The sequence below is a fragment of the Paraburkholderia sp. JPY419 genome (assembly GCF_050435705.1).
In the GTDB taxonomy this organism is placed as follows: Bacteria; Pseudomonadota; Gammaproteobacteria; order Burkholderiales; family Burkholderiaceae; genus Paraburkholderia; species Paraburkholderia youngii.
Genome location: NZ_JBNDKV010000004.1, coordinates 170,959 through 193,154, shown reverse-complemented (window position 1 = coordinate 193,154; position 22,196 = coordinate 170,959). Strand labels below are relative to the sequence as shown.

At 60.6% G+C, this 22,196-nt stretch carries 15 protein-coding genes and 4 pseudogenes; 4 read left to right on the top strand and 15 right to left on the bottom strand.

Annotated elements, in window-relative coordinates:
- The first annotated feature begins 126 nt into the window (after nucleotides 1-126).
- A complete protein-coding gene (locus tag QFZ91_RS29390) occupies nucleotides 127-1,236 on the top strand; it encodes a TIGR03118 family protein (protein ID WP_429569293.1) in 1,110 nt (369 codons plus the stop codon).
- A 309-nt stretch (nucleotides 1,237-1,545) separates the two neighbouring features.
- On the opposite strand, the gene QFZ91_RS29385 is transcribed toward QFZ91_RS29390, so the two are convergent.
- The 11 genes and pseudogenes from QFZ91_RS29385 to QFZ91_RS29335 all read right to left on the bottom strand — a co-directional run bounded on the left by QFZ91_RS29385 (nucleotide 1,546) and on the right by QFZ91_RS29335 (nucleotide 12,818).
- A complete protein-coding gene (locus tag QFZ91_RS29385) occupies nucleotides 1,546-1,749 on the bottom strand; it encodes a hypothetical protein (RefSeq protein WP_429569292.1) in 204 nt (67 codons plus the stop codon).
- Between the two features lie 134 nt (nucleotides 1,750-1,883).
- Complete coding sequence (locus tag QFZ91_RS29380; RefSeq protein ID WP_429570898.1) at nucleotides 1,884-2,153, bottom strand: class I SAM-dependent methyltransferase; 270 nt, start codon at nucleotides 2,151-2,153, stop codon at nucleotides 1,884-1,886.
- Nucleotides 2,130-2,704, bottom strand: a pseudogene (locus QFZ91_RS29375) (alpha/beta fold hydrolase); the annotation flags it as partial. The pseudogene QFZ91_RS29375 and the gene QFZ91_RS29380, both read right to left, overlap by 24 nt.
- A gap of 139 nt (nucleotides 2,705-2,843) precedes the next feature.
- Entirely contained in the window at nucleotides 2,844-4,409 is a 1,566-nt protein-coding gene (locus QFZ91_RS29370) for a class I adenylate-forming enzyme family protein (RefSeq protein WP_429569291.1), read from the bottom strand.
- A gap of 251 nt (nucleotides 4,410-4,660) precedes the next feature.
- Complete coding sequence (locus tag QFZ91_RS29365) at nucleotides 4,661-6,049, bottom strand: FAD-binding oxidoreductase (protein WP_429569290.1); 1,389 nt, start codon at nucleotides 6,047-6,049, stop codon at nucleotides 4,661-4,663.
- A gap of 183 nt (nucleotides 6,050-6,232) precedes the next feature.
- Nucleotides 6,233-6,915: pseudogene (locus QFZ91_RS29360) on the bottom strand (SDR family oxidoreductase).
- 359 nt (nucleotides 6,916-7,274) lie between these two features.
- Nucleotides 7,275-8,054, bottom strand: a complete 780-nt coding sequence (locus QFZ91_RS29355) for an SDR family NAD(P)-dependent oxidoreductase (RefSeq protein ID WP_429569289.1) — start codon at nucleotides 8,052-8,054, stop codon at nucleotides 7,275-7,277.
- Between the two features lie 192 nt (nucleotides 8,055-8,246).
- The gene (locus QFZ91_RS29350; protein WP_429569288.1) at nucleotides 8,247-8,468 is read right to left on the bottom strand and encodes a hypothetical protein; all 222 of its coding nucleotides are present in this window, start codon (nucleotides 8,466-8,468) and stop codon (nucleotides 8,247-8,249) included.
- A 409-nt stretch (nucleotides 8,469-8,877) separates the two neighbouring features.
- Complete coding sequence (locus tag QFZ91_RS29345; RefSeq protein WP_176379811.1) at nucleotides 8,878-9,135, bottom strand: DUF4242 domain-containing protein; 258 nt, start codon at nucleotides 9,133-9,135, stop codon at nucleotides 8,878-8,880.
- Between the two features lie 57 nt (nucleotides 9,136-9,192).
- The gene (locus QFZ91_RS29340; RefSeq protein WP_429569287.1) at nucleotides 9,193-12,534 is read right to left on the bottom strand and encodes an ATP-binding protein; all 3,342 of its coding nucleotides are present in this window, start codon (nucleotides 12,532-12,534) and stop codon (nucleotides 9,193-9,195) included.
- Between the two features lie 104 nt (nucleotides 12,535-12,638).
- A complete protein-coding gene (locus QFZ91_RS29335; RefSeq protein ID WP_429569286.1) occupies nucleotides 12,639-12,818 on the bottom strand; it encodes an SAM domain-containing protein in 180 nt (59 codons plus the stop codon).
- Nucleotides 12,819-13,368: 550 nt separating this feature from the next.
- On the opposite strand from QFZ91_RS29335, the gene QFZ91_RS29330 reads away from it, so the two are divergent.
- Complete coding sequence (locus tag QFZ91_RS29330; RefSeq protein WP_429569285.1) at nucleotides 13,369-13,779, top strand: copper chaperone PCu(A)C; 411 nt, start codon at nucleotides 13,369-13,371, stop codon at nucleotides 13,777-13,779.
- 697 nt (nucleotides 13,780-14,476) lie between these two features.
- Here the strand turns inward: QFZ91_RS29330 and QFZ91_RS29325 are convergent.
- From QFZ91_RS29325 to QFZ91_RS29310, 4 genes and pseudogenes are all read right to left on the bottom strand, one after another.
- Nucleotides 14,477-14,824: pseudogene (locus QFZ91_RS29325) on the bottom strand (divalent metal cation transporter); the annotation flags it as partial.
- Nucleotides 14,825-14,946: 122 nt separating this feature from the next.
- The gene (locus QFZ91_RS29320; RefSeq protein WP_176384156.1) at nucleotides 14,947-15,087 is read right to left on the bottom strand and encodes a hypothetical protein; all 141 of its coding nucleotides are present in this window, start codon (nucleotides 15,085-15,087) and stop codon (nucleotides 14,947-14,949) included.
- Nucleotides 15,088-15,918: 831 nt separating this feature from the next.
- A pseudogene (locus tag QFZ91_RS29315) lies at nucleotides 15,919-16,176 on the bottom strand (MgtC/SapB family protein); the annotation flags it as partial.
- A 553-nt stretch (nucleotides 16,177-16,729) separates the two neighbouring features.
- On the bottom strand, nucleotides 16,730-18,271 hold the full coding sequence (locus QFZ91_RS29310) for a carbohydrate porin (RefSeq protein ID WP_429569284.1): 1,542 nt from the start codon (nucleotides 18,269-18,271) through the stop codon (nucleotides 16,730-16,732).
- 1,387 nt (nucleotides 18,272-19,658) lie between these two features.
- On the opposite strand from QFZ91_RS29310, the gene QFZ91_RS29305 reads away from it, so the two are divergent.
- Entirely contained in the window at nucleotides 19,659-19,808 is a 150-nt protein-coding gene (locus tag QFZ91_RS29305) for a hypothetical protein (protein WP_429569283.1), read from the top strand.
- Between the two features lie 87 nt (nucleotides 19,809-19,895).
- Nucleotides 19,896-21,557, top strand: coding sequence for an Nramp family divalent metal transporter (locus QFZ91_RS29300; RefSeq protein ID WP_429569282.1), 1,662 nt, complete (start codon nucleotides 19,896-19,898; stop codon nucleotides 21,555-21,557).
- Nucleotides 21,558-22,196: the final 639 nt, after the last annotated feature.

Genomic DNA, 22,196 nt, shown 5'->3' with positions numbered 1-22,196 from the left:
TAAGCCTGAAAATATCTCTTCGTCAACCTCGCGCACGTTCAGCGGGAAATCAATGATTTATGCGGAGTTCCGGCACGTCTGGAGGCGCTTCGGAACAATTGGACTTGATAAAAAATGGAGCTTGAAATGACCTTTTACCAAATTATTGGTACCCTTGCATTGGGTGCAACTGCCGGAATGCTGACGGCGTGCGGCGGCGGCGGAAGCGGTGGGAGCAACAGCGCGTCAGATCCTTCCGCTACGCCTTATGTTGCGACGACGCTGGTTTCAGACGGAAGCTCGCCCGCTGTACACACCGATCCCAACCTCCAGAACGGATGGGGAGTTGCTTTCAATCCCACCGGTACCTTCTGGGTATCGGATAACACCACCAACAAGTCGACCCTGTACGATGGGAATGGCGTGGTTCAGTCGCTGGTGGTGACGATTCCAGCCGGCAGCAGCGGCACAGCCGCCAACACGGGGATGGTGTTCAATAAGGCTTCCGGTTTTGCCATCAGTTCCGGCGGCAAGAGCAGCAATGCCGTCTTCATATGGGCGACGGAGGGTGGAACGATTGCCGCGTGGTCGCCGAAGGTCCTGCCGACCGAGGCCGTCACGGCCTTTGACGGCGGGGCAGATGGCGCCAACTATAAAGGCCTGACGCAGTCGAGCGTCACCGGTCAACCGTATCTTTACGCTACCGACTTTCATAACGCAAAGGTCGACGTGTTCGATACGAACTTCACCAAGGTCCAGCTAACCGGCCAGTTCCAGGATCCCAACTTGCCGTCGGGGTTCGCACCGTTCGGCATTCAGGCAATCGGCACAAAGATCTTTGTGTCATACGCGATGCAGAACGCCGCCGCGAGAGCCCAGGTGGTAGGGGCCGGATTGGGGATTCTCGACGAATTCGATGCTTCCGGTAATTTCATCGAACGCATCGAGAACAATGGCGGTTCGTTGAATGCCCCCTGGGGTATCGCGCAGGCTCCGGCCAACTTTGGCCCGCTCAGCAACGCTTTAATGGTGGGCAACTTCGGTGACGGCACGATCGAGGCGTTCGATCCCGGTACGGGACACGATCTGGGTAAGCTCACGCTGTCCAACGGACAGCGGTTCGCACGACCAGGTCTATGGGGGCTCAGTTTCGGCAACAATGTCGACAGTCAGCCCTCTAATACGCTCTTCTACGCGGCCGGCCCGAGCAAGACGACGGGCGTTTTCGGCCGGATCGACGCAATGCCGGCAAACTGATTCCTGGTTGCCGCAAAGAATGGGCGGGATCCTGCTAACGATCCCGCCGATATGGCTGCGAAGCGGCAGCGATGATCCCGTGTCTTCGCGCGCATTGATGCGGAACCGCAACACTATCCGACCGAGAGCCGCCGTTCGCGGGCCAACACGGCGAACGTCGGGGATGGGGCCCACTGCGGACCCCGACCAGCTGTCACCTCAACTGCCTGCCTCAGGGTGCGGAGCGGACGACGATGTGAAAATGCAGCTGGCAATCACGAGAATCCAATATCAGAGGTTTTTAAGTCAAAGCTCCTGCAAGGCGCGGAATTAGCGTTTGATCGCGCGCGTCGTTAGATAGTGCTGCCGCACCATGTTGTTTTCCAGATGGCGGCCGATGCAGCCATCCAGCTCGGCGCGGAAGGCCGCCAGCCTGGTCGCGTCACCCTGCAAGGTCTGCACAAGCTTTACTACAGGCACAAATGTCTCTTCGCAACGTTTCCGTAGTGCTGCGGGCTTAACGCCGGGAAACATATTACGCCGCGGTCGAACACGATTTCAGCGACCGTTTCGCGCAGCCGCTGGCGGACGATATTCGGGTCGCCCCATTGCAACGGGGGCGCAACGCCCGGTGGCGGCGGCTGGTATTGACCAACCAGTGCAGCCATTTAGCCGACGAAGTCTTCCGGTGGCCAGGTTGAAAACGCGATGGTGCCGCCCGGTTTTAATACGCGCAGGATTTCCACAATCGCCACTTCGGGCCGTGGCGCGAATATATGGCCGAATTGGCTTAGCACTACGTCGAAGCTAGCATTGTCATAGGGGGTTGCCTCGACATCCCCTTCCCGGAAATCGATCTCGACGTCGGCCAGTGCGGCATTCTTCGCACGCTCATTCAGTGCCGGCGCCAGATCCAGCGGAACTATCGATTGTCGCAATTGCGACGCTGAGACGTTTTCCAGCGCGCGCCTGAATGACATCGGTAGTCCGGCGTCAGGATCAACCCCGCTCCGGAAAAAATAGCTGGACGATCGCATCAAGCATCGGCGACGGAATGCTGCCAAGCGCCTTGATCGTGTCAAGCATCTGGAAATACCGCGTGCGGTTTGCGTGAGGCTCGGCCCCGAGGTCAGTATCCATCATGACCAGCGTATGGACTCGCGACGGATCGCGCAACGCAAGCTCCGCGCCCCAACATGCCGCCGATAGACAGGCCAACGACGGCGCATTGCTGGACGGCAAGCGCATCCGGCAGGCGACTCGCGTGCCTGGCGAGATCACCCAGGGTACGCGTGCTCTCAGGAAGACTGGCAGATCGGCCATGGTCCCAGAGATCGGGAGCGATCATCTGGAACGAGCGCGATAGTATCTCGATTTGCGGCTCCCACATGACCGAGTCCCACAAGTAGCTGTGTCCGAGCAGAACCGGGAAACCAGTACCCCGGGTCTGGTAGTGCAGGGTTCGGCCTTCGATTTCGACAAATGGCATGACGGCACGATGTTGCTGCCGAGCCCGTGGCGCGGCTCACGCGAATGTTGCAGCTCAGATACGTCACAGGACGGTCCATCGCAGCGGCTCTTACTCTGACACTTACCCTCTTTCCCGGCTGACATGGCAAAGACGAGCCTTACGTAGCGCGGCGGCTGTCCAGATGCTGCTCGCCGATTGCTTTCAGCCTGGCCCGGTCCACTTTGCCTAACGAATTGCGCGGCAACCGGTCAACGACGATGAGCCGCTCCGGCATCTTGTAGCTCGCAACCCTAGTGGACAGGTCGAGCAATACTTCCTCGACCTGCGTCGCGCCTTCGGTCAGTTCAACAAAACCGATTACGCGCTGACCGAGGACGGCATCCGGCACACCGACTATCGCTGCCTCGCGCACGCCGCGATGGACAAGAAGCGCGTCCTCAACTTCGACCGGCGAGATATTCGACCCGCCACGGATGATCAGGTTTTTCTTTCTGGCGACGTACCAGAAATCGCCGGCTTCGTCCTGTCTCAGCACATCGCCCGTGGCCCACCAGCCATCCTTGCGTGCGTCGTCGATGTGTCCGGGCCCATGCCAGTAGCCGACGAACATGTTCGGACCGCGCAGCAACAGTTCGCCCGCTTCGCCGCGTCTGACGGTGTTGCCTTCTGCGTCGACGAGGCGGACGCGGTTCATGTCGACTGCGCGGCACACCGGCCCGATATCGAATCCGTAGGTGAACGTGCCCATGCTTTCGCTCATCGCAAGCACGTTGCGCATCCTGACGCCGAACACCCGCAAAAACTCCTCCTGCAGACCTCGCGGCGTCGTGTCGCCTACGACGAGGCAGGTGCCCAGCGACGTGACGTTGCGTGGCTGCGCAATCTGCTCGGCGATCGCCCCCGCATACATGAACGGCAACCATATCAGCAGCGTGCAACGGTGCCGCTCTATCAGGTCGAGCGCGGGCGCTGGCTCGAATCGGTCCAACAGGACGCAGATGCCATTTGTGGCTAACGTCGCCAGCACAGTAACGAGCCCTGCCCCATGCATCATGGGCGCGGCAATCAGCGCGACGTCGTACGGCCTCGACGCGACGGCCTGGCATGCTCGCGTTATCGCGGACACGGTGCGCTGGGTGTGGGTGACGAACTTCGGCTCCCCCGTAGTGCCGGACGTTGACAGCAGAAGCGCAGGTTCATCGACGTGCGCCAGCGCGAGCCGCACCTCGTCTTCCGGGTGCTCAAGCAACTCGCTCCATGCCTTTGCGCCCGTGCTCTGGGACGAGCCGTCGACAAGAAAGCGCCGGTCCGCATCGAGGATCGAACCATCCATGCCGGCAATTGCGCCGTACAGATCAATCTGGCCCAGATACAACGAAACCTGCAGCCGTCGCAATTGCCGCTCGAGTTCCGCGCGTGTGAGCCGGTTATTCAGCGGCACCGCAATCATGCCTGTCAACATGCACGCGTAATACGCGACGACGGTTTCCGGTTTGTTCGTCAAGTGCAGTGCAACGCGATCGCCTGGTTTCAGACCCTGTGCGCTCAGGCCTTGTGAAAGCTTTCTGACATACCGTGCCAGACGACAGTAGGTCCATGTATCGTCGCCGGCGATCAGCGCAATCGCATCAGGGTGGGCTTCCGCGGACTCGAACAGGCGCTCGTGCAACGTAATGAGTCGCGGCGTCTGTGTGGGTTGGGGGCGTGTTCCGAGACAAGACATGGCGGTTGCTCCAACGGGCCGATTGGCTTTTGATGACTGGGCCATCCGGACAACACTCGACGCTCGCTATATATTCCGGCGCGCTCGCGCTGCGGCCACGCCGAACGAGATCATCTGCGGGGAGCGGACAGTTTGACAATCTCGCGGATTGCCGAGCAGTCCAGTGAACGCGCTCGCTGTGCGATTGGTTGCTCAACGCTGGACAAGGGGTTTGCCATCTGACTGCTCCTGTAAGGGCGTCATCATAGGCATCACGCGGCCCCTGAAAAAGCGGGGAGCGGAATGGCATGGAGGACGCCTCTCGAGTCGAAGCGGGCTTTGATCCGGGACAGCTTCAATGCATTGGGGCCGTAGGCGTGGGCTATCCGGTCCGATGCGCGGTCGGGCAGGAGGTTAGCGTACCCCCCCGGCAACGAGGTGGGCGCGAGTTCGCCGTCCAGGGACGCCGCCCACATCCGATGCAACGCCGCGTCGGCCAGCGGAGGCTCCCAGGCTGCGTAGATCAGAGCAGTGAAGTGCGGATCTCTCATGCCAAATGCGGTCGCGTCGGCCGCGACCCGTGTAGCGGCTCCATGGCAATGATGGACGATGATCGAGGTCAAGGGCGACGTGCGCGCCTCGAACGCTGCAAGGAGTACGTCGATCGTCGCGCCCGTGAGGGCGCTGAACCACCGCGTCGCAACCTCGTAGCCGACACCTTGGGCGAGCTTTCCGTCGGTCAGGGAGAGGAGGTCGCGCGCAACCGTCGGGTCGGCCCTGACGACAATGGGATGACCGGCTGCCGCCACCTCGCCGATGATTGCCTCGCCGGCTGCCTGCTCTCCAGTCCAGACAAGCGAGATCACGATCACCGGCTTACCGCCTGATCCGGTTGCCAGGACGGCGGCGCTGAACAGCTCGTCTGGCGCCCGGAGCATCAACCCGGCATAGTGCGCAAGGACAGCACGCCCGTCAGTCCAGGGGTACACAATGGTACCGACCAGCGCGTCATCCAGCGTGTGAAGACGTAGGCGCATCGACGTGACGACCCCGAAGTTCCCACCGCCGCCGCGCAGCGCCCAGAACAGGTCAGGCTCGCGCTCTCCGTCGCACGTCACGATGCTTCCATCGAGCAGTACGACCTCGGCCGACCGGAGGTTGTCGCATGCCAATCCGAAGCGAGTCATGAGCGGTCCATAGCCGCCGCCGAGCGTGAGGCCGGCCATGCTCACCGCCCCGTCGTTGCCGATCACCGCGGCAAGATCTCGTTCGCCCGCAGCGCGATTGAGCTGAGCGCTCGTCACGCCCGCGCCGATCGTCGCTTCTCTGCGCCCGGTGTCGATCTCAATGGTCCGCAAGTCGCAAAGATCTAGCAGCAGACTGCCGACGCGCATAGACCGACCGTTCCAGTCCTGCCCGCCGTTGTAGACGGCGAGTGGAGCATCGAAGGCGCTCGCCGCGCGCATCACACTCGAGACCTGAGCAACGGTGCTGCATCGGACCAGCATTTTCGGACGGGGATCCAAAGCGCCGTTCCAATGCGCAATTTTCCCGCCAACTGCGGGCATCATCAGCACTTGGCAGCCGGCCTCGATGAGCCTGCCCTTCAACGCCGCACAGTCAGTCTGATCGATGTTTGCGATTACTTTTTCGCCGTCCATTCCACTCACTCCATCCAGTACGAGACCGCGTTGTCTGGAACTTCCAGCCGGGAACAGCAGGTCTCATCTCCGCTAACGAGCGGGCCGCCACCATTGACGGCAGGCGACTTGTCCGGTCACGTTCGTTCCAGCGCAGCCGCACGTGCATTCCATCAACACGTTGCAGGGCGCCTGTTTTCGGGATCAACGCATGCCGCCGCTGGCAATAATGTGTTGGCCTGTCAAGCATCGTGCGTCGTCCGATGCAAGAAAGACTGCAATCGACGCGATGTCATCCGGTTGGCCCAGACGGCCGAGCGGCGTCCGGCTGAGGATCAACTGTTCAACCTCAGGCGTGACCCACCCTGCTGTGCGCAAACCCTCGGTCGTCACCACGCCTGGATTAATGGCGTTCACGCGAATCTTGCGCGGACCAAGTTCGCGCGCAAGCACACCCGTGATTGCATCGACGGCACTTTTCGTACCGCTATAAACGGCCGTCATCGGCGGCGTGGCGCGGCTCACGAACGAACCAATGTTGATGATGCACACCCCTCCCCGAAGTGCTTCACGGCGGCTTGCGTCGTGAGCAGAATGCCAAGCACGTTCGTGTTGAACTGCCTGTGGAAGTGCTCTTCGGTCACATCTTCGATCGGCAACATCTCGAAGAGACCGGCATTGTTGACGAGGATGTCGAGGCGTCCATAGGTTTCGACCGCCGCATTGACGATGCCTCGCGCGTCCGCTGCCTTTGACACATCGCCGCCGACACCAACGGCCTTGCCGTTCGCCGCGGTAATGGCAGCAACCACAGCATCGGCGCCTGCCCTGCTGCTTGCATAGTTGACGACTACGCTGGCACCGTCCGCTGCAAGTGCCTGGGCGATAGCGGCTCCAATACCCTTGGACGCACCCGTGACGACGGCCACCTTACCTGAAAGCTTACTCATGATCTCTTCCTCAACGTAACTCCTACCAACGGCCCCCCCATCAGGGCGTGATTGACCGCTTTCCTCCGATCTGGTGAACAGCTCAGGGAGCGCGGTTATGCGGTGCTGTGTGCTAGAGACTTGGAAACGCAGGGCTCCATTGCAGCAGCGCGTCTCGTCCGAACGGACATTCCAGGACCGGCGAGTCGCTGTTGAACGTCAGTTCCCGGCCGACTACTGTCTGATGCGGTCGGCCGTATCCGCCCCATTGCGGACGTTGCACGACCACGCCCCACCGGAGATGGCAGTCGTGCCCCTCAGGCGTTGGTGCCGCCGTCGACGGTGAGGCTTGCGCCGGTGATGTAGCTGGCCTCGGGGCCGGCGACGAACGCCGCCATCGCGGCGATGTCGTCGACGTGGCCGAACCGCTTGAGCGCCGTGATCGCGATCTGCGGCGCCGCCCAGTCGCCGGCCGCGGGGTTGTTATCGGTGTCGATCGGCCCCGGCTGGATGTTGTTGACCGTGATGCCGCGGGGGGCGACCTCGCGAGACAGGCTCTGGGTGAACATCTTCACAGCGCCCTTGGTTGCGGCGTAGGTCGCCAGGACCGGGATCATGTTCCGCTCGCCGACGCAGGAGCCGATCGTGATGATGCGGCCGCCCGCCTTCAGGTGCTTGAGCGCGGCCTGGGTGGCGACGAACACGCCGCGCAGATTGATGGCGATCACGCGGTCCATCTCCTCCAGCGTGGTCTCCTCGAACGGCTTGGGGATGAGTATGCCGGCGTTGTTCACCAGGATATCGAGCCCGCCGAAGGTGGAGACGGTCTGTTCGACCGCGGCCGTGACGGCGTTCGCGCCGGCGGCGTCCGCCTGGATCGCGATCGCCTTGCCTCCGGCGCTCTCAATCTCCTTCACCACCCGCGCGGCGGCGTCCGTTCCCCTGATGTAGGTGATCGCCACCCTGGCGCCGTCGGCGGCCAGCCGCTTGGCGATCGCAGCGCCAATGCCGCGCGAACCGCCGGTGACGATGGCGGTCTTGTTGGTCAGTGTTGCCACGGGACACTCTCCTATAAAATACAGCTTCCATGACTCCATGCACGTGTGCATCCATGCCCTGAGACCTCGTACATAACCGGTCTCTAACGGAGAACAGTCGAATTGGACAATCTATTCCGGATTTGCCGCGATCAGAACGATGGTTACTGTCCCTGTCTATCTGGCACCGTATTGTGTTGAAGCTAGTCGAGTCTTTTTACGGCATTCCATAGATGCTTCAGCGTTTCACTCTTACGACGCCTCAAAATGCGGGAAATCATTTGGCTTCCTGAGCGCATAGGGTTGACTCGAGGTAAAAATCAAACCAGCCATTAACGCCTGACACTGCCCTGCAGGATCGGAGATCGTCAGCTGGCGTCGACCCACACGCAAGCTGGAAACTTCCGTCTGCTGATGAATGACATCACTAGAGTAACGGCTGCCTGCGGAAACGAGAATCAGCAGGTCTTTCATAAGACTCAGTCCCAAAGAGAATCAATCGCTGGATAGAGTGATCGAACTACACGTTGAGTTCGACGAATGGCTTACATGGCTGGGTCGGAGCTTCGATGGTCGAGCGGCGAATGAACGGCTGCGAATGAACGGCTGCGGTTGAATCCGCAACGTGCACCGGTCATAGTCATACGCGCCTTCGGAACCGGCGATACGGCCCAGGCATTCTGCCTTTCGGCGTTGCGTCCTCAACGGCTCGACCATGTCCTCGCTTTGAGCAAATGCGTGTTATGGCTTAAGGGACGGGCCGCAGCCGGGCGGCCTCGAATGCGTCTATTCATCGTTGCCGCCGCTGGCCGATGACGTTGGCGACAATCCTGTCGTTGCATACGGGCGCTCAGCCATTGGACGATGCATCGTTCCCCTTCCTCTAGTTAAACATTTCCGGCCGCAAGTCGCTTACCTCGATGATCACATCGGCCGGCAGATTGGCCCGGCGCGCTGCGGCGCGGATGGCGTCAGCGCTGGGCGCCTCATACAGGCAATAAGTCTTCTTCTTGTCCGCGCTGAGAAACGAAAAGAGCCACTCGACACCTTCCTCGTCGTTGATTCTCTTCACGGTTGCAGCACTTTCGCCCGTGACCTCGAGTTGTTCTGCAAAATTACGTTCAATCATAAACCGCGGCATATGATTCTCCTTGAGTAGCGACTGCACATTGCCCGTCAAACTGTGCGATAGCCTGTGCTAACTTTTGAGCCCTGTTCTTGCCTGCGCGCCACTAATACGCTCGACGAGTGCGAACATCTTGAGTTTTTTGGCTGCGGCGGCGGCCATCGAGAGCAGATCTTGCGCACGTGCTCTATCTCTAATGCCATTGCGTGCCGCCAGCATGAGCGCGTATTCGTACCGGCTGTGCGCGAGCCAGGGCCATGCTCGCAAGCGCTCGTCCATGCGCAACGCGTATTCGAAATGCTGTTCGGCGGCTGACCAGTCGCCCAGAGCACGGGCCAATATGCCCAGAAACCGTGCCGCAGATCCACAGCAGAGCGTAAAGACTGGAACGGTGACGACCTGATGCTGGAACGGCAGGAGAAGGGCATAGATGCGCTTGGCATGTTCGACGTCCCGCAGGCGGGCAGCAACCTCCGCCAGATATGTCAACGTCACGAGCCGCTTGCTGTCCACGGGGATGCTGTATTCCGATTCCGCAAGCCGAACGAGATTGTCGCGGGCCTGCGCCTCGAAGCCGAGATCACTGCAGATCAACATGAATCCTGGCCGCCACGTGGCGTCCTCGGAATGCTCGTCGACAAACCGCTTGAATATGGGCGCTACCTCGGCGAGCCGGCCCTGTTCGCGACGTATCGCGAACATCTGCATGCCGTAGACACCCGTAGCGAGATTCGCGTCGGCGTTCTGCGCCATCCGCAACGAGTCGCGCGTTTTGTGCTCCGCCTCGGCGAAGTCACCAACGAGTATGGCCCGCATCGCCTGCGCCCCCGTCACGCACCACTTGTCGACGAAGTGCTGTCCGCTGGCGGCGATCTGCCGATACCGTTCCAGCGCGCTCTCGAAACGGTCCACCTCACCGATTTCCAGGTAGCCGGCGAGACATCGGGCGCATGCATGACCGATGGTCTGCGCATCGCCGAGATCTTCCGCCATCTGCCTCAACTCCAGCAACACGCTTGCACGCTCCAGAAACCTGTTCGCAGCTAAGGGGAGAGCCCCGACATGCATCAACTCGCACGCCAATGCATCGAACAGGCTCGGCAGATCGTTCAGGCGTCTGGCGAGAGCGACGGCCTCCTGGGCAAATTCACTACTTTGTTCGCGTGCACCCGTCATATGAACGGTGCGAACGAGGCGACTCAACAGGCGGCAACGCTCGACCGATTCCTCGGTGCCGACCAGGGCGAGGGCCTCTTCCAGCAACGAAAGCGATGCATCGCCGGAACCTTCGAGGAAGGTCTCGGCGGTGTCAAACTCCAACGCTGCCTGCACGAGATACGATGTGAGCTTCCGTTCGCGGGCAATTCGCGCGGCCTCGCGGAAGGTCGCAATCGCCTCGCGTTGGGCCAGTCTGAACTCTGCCCTGCCTCTTGTCAGCAGCAGAGGCAGCAGATGAGCGGCCCGATCCGGCTCGCTGTAGGAGCATCGGTTGACCAGTTCAAGTCCGCGCTGCACATGGGCGATAGCCTCATCGTATGCGGCACCCGCAAGCGCCCGTTCTCCGGCACGCTGCCAATAGCCAATCGCGCGATCCGGCAGGTCGGCCGCGGCGAAGTTCTGAGCGATCAATTCGGGTTGCCGCTCGACGATGTCCGGATAATGTTCTTCGAGAGCAGCGCCAATTAGCGCGTGGAAGTGGCGGCGACGCGCAAGCAGCAGGGATTGGTATGCGATCTCCTGGATCAATGCATGCCGGAACAAAAAGGCGTCTCCTTCACCGAGTTTCCCTGAAGCAGGAACAATGATTTCGGCTGCAATCAGGCGGTCGAGCGATTCCTGCAGTTCGTCCTCTGACCTCGAAGCAATCAGGCCAAGCAACGTCCTGCCGAACTCACGTCCCACGGTGGCCGCGACCTGCGCAGTTTCCTTGACGGCTGGCTCCAGTCGGTCGAGCCTCGACAGCAGCGAGCCCTGCAGCGTGTCCGGAATTGCGATCGTCTGCGGCGGGCCTTTCAACTCGTAGCTGGCGCCGGCATCCAGCAACAGATCACCCTGGAGAACGGCCTTGGTCAGTTCCTCGACAAATAGCGGCACGCCGTCCGTCTTGGAGACGATCTGATCGAGCATGATATCCGGCAGCCGCTTGCCACCCGTCAGCCGCTCGACCATCGCAACGCAATCGCGGCGCGATAACCGATCGAGATTGAGTTGTACGAGATGAGGGTAAGTCCACCCCGGTTCAAACTCGGGCCGCGCCGTGATGAGTACCATTAACCGCGCGGACAGCAGCCGCTCAACCACGAGCCGAACGAACTCGAGGGATGACGGATCGATCCAATGCGCGTCTTCGACAACGAAAAGCACCGGCTGAACGCGCGTCATCGTTTCAAGCACGGCCACCAGCACGTCCAGCGTCCGGCGCTTGAAGGAGGGAGAAGATGTGTCAATTGCCGAATGGCGCGCGCCTGTCGGAATCCCGAGCAAGTTTGTAAGGACCAGGAGTGCCTCGTCGACATCGACTCCAAGTCTTGCGATTCCGGCCTCTATCCGTTCCGTATCCGACGCATCCGACGTGCCGGCCCCGACGCCAAAAGTTCGCTGTAGCCAGCGCTGTACCGGCCAAAATGGGCTGTTGCGATCGTACGAGGAACAGTGAAGCGAAACGATCACATGCGAGTCGTCACTGATGCCGTCGCAGAGCGCGCGCAGCACACGAGATTTTCCGATTCCCGGCTCGCCGGTCAGCAGCACGCAGCGCATTTCGCCATCGACGCTTTGCTTCCAGCGCCGCCAGATCATCTCGAGTTCCGCAGCCCGACCAATGAGCGGCGTCAACCCATGGACGGCTCTGATTTCGAAGCGGTCGATCATGTCCGCTTGCGCCAGCACACGTTGGACCCTGACCGGATTAGTGACCCCTTTCAGTTCGCGCCGGCCAAGGTCCTCAAGCTTGAATGACCCTTCGATCAGATGTTGGGCGGCCGGACCCACGACGACCGCGTCGGGCGGAGCGAGCGACTGCAGCCTTGCAGCGATGATTGGCGCCTCCCCGATGATTGCCTGGTGATCCAGCGAAGATCCAGCGCCAATCGCGCCGGCGACGACCAGTCCCGTTTCGATCCCGATCCGCATATGCAAACGCACGCCATACTCGGTTTCGATGAGATCGTTGGCATCGCGAAGCGCCGTGGTGGCAGCGAGCGCGGCGAGTACCGCACGTATGGCATCGTCTTCGTGCGCACCCGGATAGCCGAAATAGACGAGCAGGCCGTCGCCGATATAAAGCGCGATGTGACCTTCATGAGCTTCGATTGCCCGCGCACAGGCTTGATGGTAGACCCCTAGCAAACGTCGCATATCCTCTGGATCGAAGCGCTCCGCCAGCGCTGTCGAATCGATGAGGTCGATGAACATTACTGTGATTTGACGCCTCTCGGCCTCGATGGCTGGGGATGCAGGCGACGATGGCGGGTCTCCGGATTCCCGTACCCGTACAAGCGAATGTGCGTGGGCTTCGTTTAGCGCTGCAAGTCCTCTTTTGCGAGCCGCTTGCGGTCGCCAAGCGTAAGGCCTAGTTCCTTCAGGTCACCGTCGGAAAGATCGCCGAGCACGTCCCAGTCGATTCCTTGTGAGGTGAAGTTCGCAGCGTGGGCGCCGAGGCCAATCTGCGCTAACCATGTCGTCAGATCGTCGGACATTACTGAATCTCTGAAGTCCCCATCCAACGTCATCATCGGCGTGGTAGCCCAACTTGTCCATCCGGCTTCTCGCCTCTTTCCGACGAGTGTCGGGACAGGCGCATGCGGTGGGTCTTATTAAGTAGGCGCGACGAACATTGCGGGTTGATGACCCGGTATCGAGGACTCACACGTCCGGTCCGCGACCGGCATGCGTAACGCTCTATTGTTGGAACAGCCATTCGCGCGGCGTCTCGGCCGGTGCGTTGTTGGCCAATGCGGACGCTCGTCGGTCAGGCGCCGTGTGGCGGCTGCTTGCTTGCCGAGCGGAGCGATTCGGACTACCCCCTCGCGCAACGCCGCTTTGACGGCATTCTCTCCGTTGAAGCGCTCGTCATGCTGGCCGTACTTGCGCTGGCTGCTGTACTGGGCCACACGTCGCCGACGGGCGGCTAGCGGAGCGGGCATGTGGACACGCGACCGGTATGACGATCGAGCCGCACCCTCGTGCGGCGACCCACGCCCCGCCGACCCGTCACATTTTCCTTAACGTAGAACAGGAGGTTATGCCATGCACCACCCCTTCTTCCGCCTGGTTATCGCGCTGCCGCTCGTGACTGCTTCGCTAACCGCTTTCGCCGCTTCGTCGGGCGCCATGATGGTGTCCGACTGCTGGATCCGCTCGATGCCAGGCGACGTGCCGTCCGGCGGCTACTTCAAATTAATGAACATGGGTGACAAGCCCGTTGATCTCGAAGGTGTCAGCACGGAAGCGTTCGGCATGTCCATGCTGCATCAGACGCAGACTACCGGGAGCACGTCGAAGATGGTCATGGTCGACAAGGTGACCGTCCCGGCCAACGGGACACTGACATTCGCGCCGGGCGGGTATCACGTAATGTTCGAGAAGGCCCAGAAGCCCCATTATTGGCTGTGGCAGCAATATCCCGAGCAAGCCAATGACTACGCTGGCTGCGGCTAGCGCGGTGATTCCAAGAAATTGCCCAATAGCGATGTGCTGTGCACGAAAGCTGCGATCTGGAAACCAGCCGATGAGCAGGGCAAGGTCATCAATGTTCGTTGCTACAAACGTGGCAGCAGCCGTGGCAAGTAGCATTGGGAGTGCAGACATCTTTTCGCCGTACTAGGAGACGCCTGCAGAACTCGGAATATTTCGTACGCCGGCAGTCCGCGTTTAGCCTCCCTGGTCGACTCGTCAAGATCCGGGGAAGCGTGCTCACAAAGGTCCGGTGGAAGTAACCTGAGCGCTATTGCGGCGCGGCGGGAAATTGGACTCCTTGCCGCGTCGACAGATCTCCGATCGGGATTGCACTATGCCGCTGCGGCATGGGTGATAGCGCGCCTTTTCCAGCGTCCGATGTACGGAAATGAGGTGCCCGTCACAAAAGCGGAACGGTCCCCCCATATTGAACTCCGTCGCTCCCATCACCTCGCCCTCTCTGAGGCCTTCCTATCGGCCGCGCAGAGTGTCGCTGAGACAGTATTTCCCATAGAGCAGGCAATGAGACGCCGCTCCGTTCAGCGATCCGTTGCCCGGCAATTCATCAGCGACGACACGCGTGGCGTTCGACGCAGGCACCTCACAGCTCTCGCTAAAAGTCACGAGGGTACCGGCGACAAATACCAGAATTGCGATCAGGAATACTGCAAGAAAGTTGTCCGACACCGCTCACGGCGCCCAGACGCAGCACCATTTCCTGGTTGACGTAAAGCACTGGAACCAGCAGCAGCAACGTCCACAACAGCGTGGTGCCGTAGTTTTGCCCGGCCTGCGTATAGGTGGCAAATGCACCGGCATCGTTGTCGCCAACCATCACGATCAGACCGGGTCCGAGGATCGCAAGCAGCGTACGCAAACGCGCCCACCAATGCGTGCGCGGTGCGATGTCGTGGTGCGCGATCGTGCCCAGCGCACCCGTGATATCGCCCAGATGGGCTTCATCGAGGACCGCGCTGCGTTCTAGCACGGCGCTGCGTGCCGCTGAGGTTTCTGCTGGAATGGACATTTTGTTTGCTTCCCCGGTGACGGATTTGCGAAACGAAAATGCTTGGCAATCCGGGATACGCGAGGACACGATCACGGAACGACCGCATTTGCCCTCGCGTATGGCGGAGCACAGCCCGGTGCTCAGGAGAAAAGCGATTTCAGACGGTGCCAGAAGATGGCAAACCGATGCGATTCATGGCGCTGCAGCGACAGCATCGCGTCGTAGTGGAGGCGCGCTTCATCGACGTGCGGGAGGTTCGACAGGAGGAGGCCGAATTTCATGATATTGCTCCGTGCGTCTGGGTGGATGCGTAATTGCGGGAAGCCAGCAGACACGGGCACGGGGCACGTCAAAGGCATCCGGCCGCGGTCTGTCTGCCTTCCTCGGTTAGTGATCGAGGTGATTGCCATAAGGGATAACTGTCGCTGTCTTGCATTTCGACTCCTTTCTGCTTCAAGTTCGCATGCGGCGAATGCTGCATACGCGTTTCACCACGCGCCGGTTTTCAGATGAATTGACCGGGCGCGAATCAGCGCGCCGCGAGTTCAGTCTGGCGGCGCGATGCCATGCGGTGCGCACGAAGGCGGCTCCACATGTGCTAATCAAAGGTGCACGGGAATATTGCTACGACGCGCACCGTCTGCCTGCTGGCAGGACGGCGGCTCGGAAAGGCGGGCGCGGACGTCTTGCCGGTCAGGCAGCGAATGGGTTCGAAGGTCGACTACTGCAGGTGTCCAAGGCGCAAGCCCCCTTAGTGAAGACTTTTAAAGTTTAGGAGACGAATAAAGGACAGGTCAATGTAAATTCGTAAGCAGAACCGTATATTTTGCGTAAACGACGGTCGTTGTCAGGCGCTCCGTTTCTGGATCTTTCGATGACCGATTAGGCATCGCGGCGCTGGTTCAAGCTGGATTTGCAAAGAGCCCATCAAATTTTTCGAGCAGCGTTTTTAGCTCCCGTCTCTGCCTGTCGATCTGTGCAGGCGCGTCTCGTCCCATCACCAGCGTTGCGTATTCGTGCGGACTTAGCATGTGTTCTCCTTCATTGAACCGGGCCGGTGAAGGCATCATCGTCAGCGGGTGACGTCTCGGCAATCTCTCCGGAGTCGATGCTCATTCCGGCATGGGTTCAGCGTCCCTTGCTGACCAGCTGATGCTGGATACACCCTTTCCCATGCCGATTCGACTCGCCATCAGTTCCAGCTTCGACTGGTATTTCGGGTGCCAGCGTACGGTCGCGGTGACCGCGACACGCGACCGGTCACCCTCGGCGTCGTGGCTAACGAGGCCCTGGAACGGCAACGGCTGCGAGTACATCGAATTCGAGAGCAGGGTGCGAATATGAGTCTCGTCCTGTTCGCGGCACACGACGTTCCACCTGCAGCGTTCCGTGGCGAGTCAGAGGGATATTGTCTGCGGGTTGTAGATCGGGAATGCGACTTTCGTCTTCGGTGCACTGTCATCTGAAGCCACCACCAGTGGTTGCCAGTGTTCAGTGTTCTTTCTTCAATTCGATCCCGGGCGCGACTTGCTTGGGTCAAGTCGCCAACGAGCTAACCACGACTGCAGAATGACCAGATCTTGCCGACTAATACTCGACGCGGTCAGCCGAAGTCGACCCGACTCGGCCGTTGGCCGGTTCGGCGGGAAAACGCCCGCGATACGGCGCAGATCCACCATATTGAATGCCACCGATCGCACATGCGTCGACGCATGACGATTTGATTCCCATCTGTCGATCGGCGGCGCGCGCCGAATTCACTGCGACTGTCGAATGCGACATTCCCTTGAAGCGCTTAAGCGACAGTCGTCCCAGGAAAATCGCGCGACCATTTCCGGAGCGAACGCGGCGTTTTAGTGACCGTATATCCAGGCCTGTTCGCAAAATCGTGGGTAGGCCCGAACATCGCACAGCGTCACACCATCAGAACGTGATTACCGTCCGCACTCCAGCCACTGCCTCGTTGCCGATGCGTGCACCGCTGTTGTTGGGATCGGGGATGCCGCCACCCGGATGGAAGATGTACTGGAGTTCGCCCTGCAGCAGCCACCACGGCGCAACCTGATACTGGTACGTTGCCTCGATCACCGTTTCCGCCGAGCGCATGGGGTAGCCTGGCGTACGGAAGGTTGCAATGTCACGATCGAGCGCGCTCGCGCTCGAGCTGACGTTCGCGTAGCTGAGCGCGAGCCCGACCGAGTCGTTGTCCCGGCCCTTGAACGGCGCTTTCAGCACGACCCCCGCATTGATGTTGAAGTCGAGCAGATTACGGTCGCCCGGCGCGCCCATCACACGCGTGAACACGCCGACCGATTGCGGGCTGTCGGCACTCGGGCGCCACACCATCTGGTCAGCGACGGCGTAGATGCTGAAGTTGCCGCGATGCGTGGCCGGCACGCCGTTCGACGCGGGGCTCGCGAGAGAAATGCCGTTGGTGTCGAGGTGCTGATCCGCGAAGTGATTGTTGTTGTACCAGAAGCCCAGCTTGTAGGTGCCTGGTAGCCCGCTCGGCTGTGCCGCCCCGGATCCGCTTGCGGGCGGCTGATTGATCGCGTACTGGACCTCGCCGATCATCATGATGCCGTTGTGCAGGTTGAACTGCGTGCCACTTCCGTTGAGCTGCTGAGGGTCGCCGTTGCCCGGCGCGGGGTTGCCGTCGAAGATGCCGCCGAGAATCGTCATCGAATCACTCGGCTTGAACCGCAGGCGCACGCCAAGCGACGAGAGCGGATAGGCGGGGCCGCCCGCAGGAAGGTCGGTGGCGGCCAGCACGGGCCAGCCGAATGTCGCGTTCGCAAACGTGCTGCCGTACTGGCTGATGATGAATTCCTGATCAAGGCTTTGCTGGCCAATTCTGACGTCGAACCTGTCGCCGAACGCCTGCTGGTACCAGAGTTCCCACAAACGCGTCGACGCTTCGGCCTCGACGCCGCTCACCGCTTGCAGCGAATTCAGGCGTGCCGCCGTGATGCCGTGTCCGTGAATCTGCAACGCATCGACGAAGAAGGTACCGCCCTTCAGGCCGAACGCCTTGTCGGTATCTACGTTAAGGCCGAACTGTGTGGCGCCGTTGTATGAAGCGCCCTTCGAGATACCGCCGGAGAAGTTGCCGTAGAGCTCGCTGGTTTCCTGGGCGTTGAACGTAACGCCGTGGTCGCCCAGCAACGTGCGCAGTCCGCCCATGTCGCCGAGCATGTTCGAGCGCTCCCAGAATCCGGAGGGCGCCGGGGCGGCGTCGGCCGGTGCCGCGTTTGCGTCGGTGTTCGTTGCTGGGGCGGAGTCGTGGTCCGCCGATATGGGAGCGGGTGACTGCGACTGTGCGTAGGCCGGATCGGATGTGCCGACGGTCAGCGCAATCAACAGCGCTGCGGTGGCGCTGAGCGGCTTAATGCGCGAGGATGGGTCGAGGAGGCCTCGCGTGCCAATGCAATTGTCGTTTTGTGTGGGCGTGGCAAAGGAGATCATTTTTGCTTTCTTCTGGTAAATGAACTGATGAATGAGCGACGCCGAAGCAGGAAGGTGTTCGGCGTCAACTCGCTGCAGGCGGCAGTTTTAGGGGTCGTATTCGCGACGGCCGGCTCAGGCGGGCCATGAAGTAGTGCCGGTGTTACGTTTTGACGTGGTCCAGAGGGCCGCGACCGAGGTGCCGCGTTGCACTGCCTCGGGTGGGAGGGCGCCTGGGCGCCCCCAGAGCTGGGCTGGTCCGTCAAGTTCGCGGCGCGGTGCGATTGCCAGCGTCGTACGCAGGTAAGCGCGTGAGACGTGAAGAAAGCGTTCGATATGCATGATTCAACTCCCGTCGAGCCCGGCCAGGCCGGGCAACGTTCGATAAGCGGCACGCCGCCAGCGCAATCAAGCGCTGTCGGTGTTCTTAAGCAAAAATGGGAGCGAGCTACAGATAGACCACACAGGCGGTCCAGAAGAAGCGCGCTGACCCGACAATCGGAGTCAGCGGCAGGAAGGAAAGTCCGGCGTCGCTAACGCGCGATTGCAGTCTGGGTGCCGGCACAGGCCGGCGTACAAGATCGACTACTAGGGCTTGCGTCCACGAAGGACTCTCCTGTTTCTAAGACAGGGCGGATTCTATGCGCGCCGTCTGCGAACGTGCAAGCAGAAATTGTCACGCAGTGCTTAGTAGCTTGAAAAAGGGATACCGAACGCAAACTCGCGAGACATAGTCTCTGCTGCGTGAATGCGCAACGAAGACTTATGCGAATGATTTGCATCCACTGCCAGTAACGGATTCGAAAGAAAAATCTTCGAAATTTTCGTTGACTCGGTTTGCGCGTCGTCACTAGAATTCGCCTGTTTCCACGAAAGGGGCATATGCCTTGGACAGTTGCAGTAGTCGACCTTCGAATAGTTTTTCTGCCTGACCGGCACGACGCCCGCCTGGATTCTTCCTTAGCCGCCGTCCTGCCATCAGGCAGACGGTGCGCGCCGCAGTAGCTTACCGAGTTTCTCTCCCGCGCATCACTTCGATTGGACGCCGTCATGGACACGTGCGCGCTAATGCGCATTTGTCCAGACGTTTCGGCGCGTCGAGCCATTGGCTCGCGGCGCCGCTTGTTCACGCCGTTTTCGCGCACCTGATGTCGCGCGAATCCGGCGTGCAGTTAAACACGTCCGTCAAGCTTGAATCGGACCCAAACGCCAGAGGAGTTCACGATGCCCGACCCTGAGCCTTGTTCCTGCACGACACAGTACGCGTTCTCGCCGAACGCCGCTCGCTTCGCCTGACATCTGGCCGCACACGTTCCTCCACCACGCCCGGGCGCTTCGGCGCGCGTGAACTGAAACGAGAGCAGGCCTGGTCAAAGGCGCCACGTTTCAAGTTATTGGAGAAATCATCATGCACTTCGCACTCCTTCTTCCGCAACTTCCGCACGTCGAAGAAGCTCGCTCGCACTACAACGGCGTGCTTGCGCTCGACGCCCGTTCGCACGCATCGGCTCGTGTGGTCGCCGCCATCCGGGCGACCCTCAGGAAGCTCGCTCACTGACGGCCGGTGGCGTTACCTCCGGCACGCGGCAACCCGCCGGCCTTCCGGGTATCAAATTCAGGCGTTACCGATAAGGAATAAGTCCAAATGTCCACCACACCTGCAAACATCGCGCAGCGCCGCGCCGCTGTGCTCGACGACGCACACGTCGGCGATATCAAGGGCGCCTTCGGCACGATCGCTCACCACGACACCGCCCCGCGCAGCAACTGGATGGCGCGTCTGCGCACGCTGCTGGCCATCCTCGGCCCCGGCCTCATCGTCATGGTCGGTGATAACGACGCCGGCGCGTTCGGCACGTACACGCAAGCTGGCCAGAATTACGGCACGTCGCTGCTCTGGACGCTCGCTCTCCTGATCCCGGTTCTCTACGTCAACCAGGAAATGGTCCTGCGCCTCGGTGCCGTGACCGGCGTCGGTCACGCCCGCCTCATCTTCGAACGCTTCGGCAAGTTCTGGGGGGCCTTCAGCGTCATCGACCTCTTCCTGCTCAATGCACTCACAATCGTCACCGAGTTCATCGGCATTACGTTTGCACTCGACTTCCTCGGCGTGTCGAAGGTTCTGGGCGTTTGCATCGCCGCGGTCCTGACGATGGCCGCGGTCAGTACCGGCGATTTCCGGCGTTTCGAACGCTTTGCGATCGTGCTGTGCCTGCTGAGCCTCCTGCTGATCCCGGTGCTCGTCTCGATACACCCGCCTGTCGGCGTCATCGCGCGCGACTTCCTCGTGCCGACCTGGCCGAAGAATGCGAAGCTCTCCGACGTGATGCTGCTTGTCATCGGCATTGTCGGCACGACCGTCGCGCCGTGGCAACTGTTCTTCCAGCAGAGCTATGTGATCGACAAGCGCATCACCCCGCGCTTCATGAAGTACGAAAAGGCCGACCTCTGGATTGGTATCGCGTTCGTGATCATTGGCGCCGTGGCAATGATGGCCTTCACGGCTGCGCTCTTTGAAGGCCGGCCCGAGTTCGGCAACTTCACTGATGCCGGTGGCGTAATTGCGGGTCTCCACAAATACGTCGGCCAGACGTCCGCTACGATCTTCGCCGTCGCGCTCCTCGACGCGTCGATCATTGGCGCTGCCGCTGTTTCGCTCTCGACCGCCTACGCGATCGGCGATGTGTTCAAGGTCAAACACTCACTGCATCGTAGCGTGCTTGACGCGAAGGGTTTCTATCTCGTCTACTTCGGCATCATTGCGCTCGCTGCGGCCCTCGTGCTGATGCCGGGCAGCCCGCTTGGCCTGTTGACTGAAGCTGTGCAGACGCTTGCCGGCGTACTGCTGCCGAGCGCAACCGTGTTCCTGCTGCTGTTGTGCAATGACAAGGCGGTGCTTGGCCCGTGGGTGAATTCGAAGAAACTGAATGTGTTTACGGGTGCAGTGATTGCCGTGCTCGTCGTGCTGTCGATCATCCTGACCGCGGCCACCGTGTTTCCGGACATCAGCGGGGCGGCGATCGTCAAGATTCTCGTGGGAGGATGCGGGCTAGCCATGGCCGTGTACGCCGCGGTGGAACTCTCGCGCAAGTCGCGCGGCGCGGATGTCGGTCATGGTGCATTGCCGCTCACCAAGCCAGCCCTCAAGGAGTTGCGCAACACGTGGCGCATGCCGCCGCTCGAAGACCTGTCGGCGCCGCAGCACCTGACGTTGTCGACACGTGTATGGATGGGCGTGCTGCGCACCTACCTCGTCGTCGCAGTGGGTCTCGTCATCGTGAAAGTCGTGCAGATGGCCATTCACTAAAGCAAATCGGGCAGGCGCACGTCTGCCCCGATTTTTGGAACGCGCGGCGCACGATTTTGCGTGCAGGCATAGGCATGTGGGTCACATGCTGCGCCTTTCAACCTGCCGGAAACTGTCCCGTGATCGAATTCCCGCGTCGTTGAATTCTCGCACCGGTGTCTGAAAGAAATCGACGCTAAGAAGACGGCGAGTTACTCGCAAACCAGGATCGTCAGCGGACTGCTCCTGTTAAAACCCTTTTAAGCATGGTGCGAACAGGCTTGCTAAAGGGGCTTTCTCGCGGCGTCCTTGACATGTTTTCATTTGGGGACTTCGATGCTCAGCCACCATGAAATCGGGACGTTGCTAACGCTGGCGAACCGGGAAATGCGGGTACAGACACTCGACCCAAACATGCGAGCACTGCAGACTCGGCAGCTTATAGAGACCCAGGATCGTGCGCCTGGGTGGATCATCGTGCGGCTAACGGATTCCGGCCGCGCGCTGCTGCAGCGCCTGCAGGTTGAGTCGTGATAGCTGTAAAACGAAGCAATTCGCACGGAGTCCGCGTGAGCCTCACTCCGCAATCGAGACTCTCCGGTCCGGATAGGCCGAGGAGGCGGCAATAGCGGCTAAGGCATGCACCGGACATGTCGACGA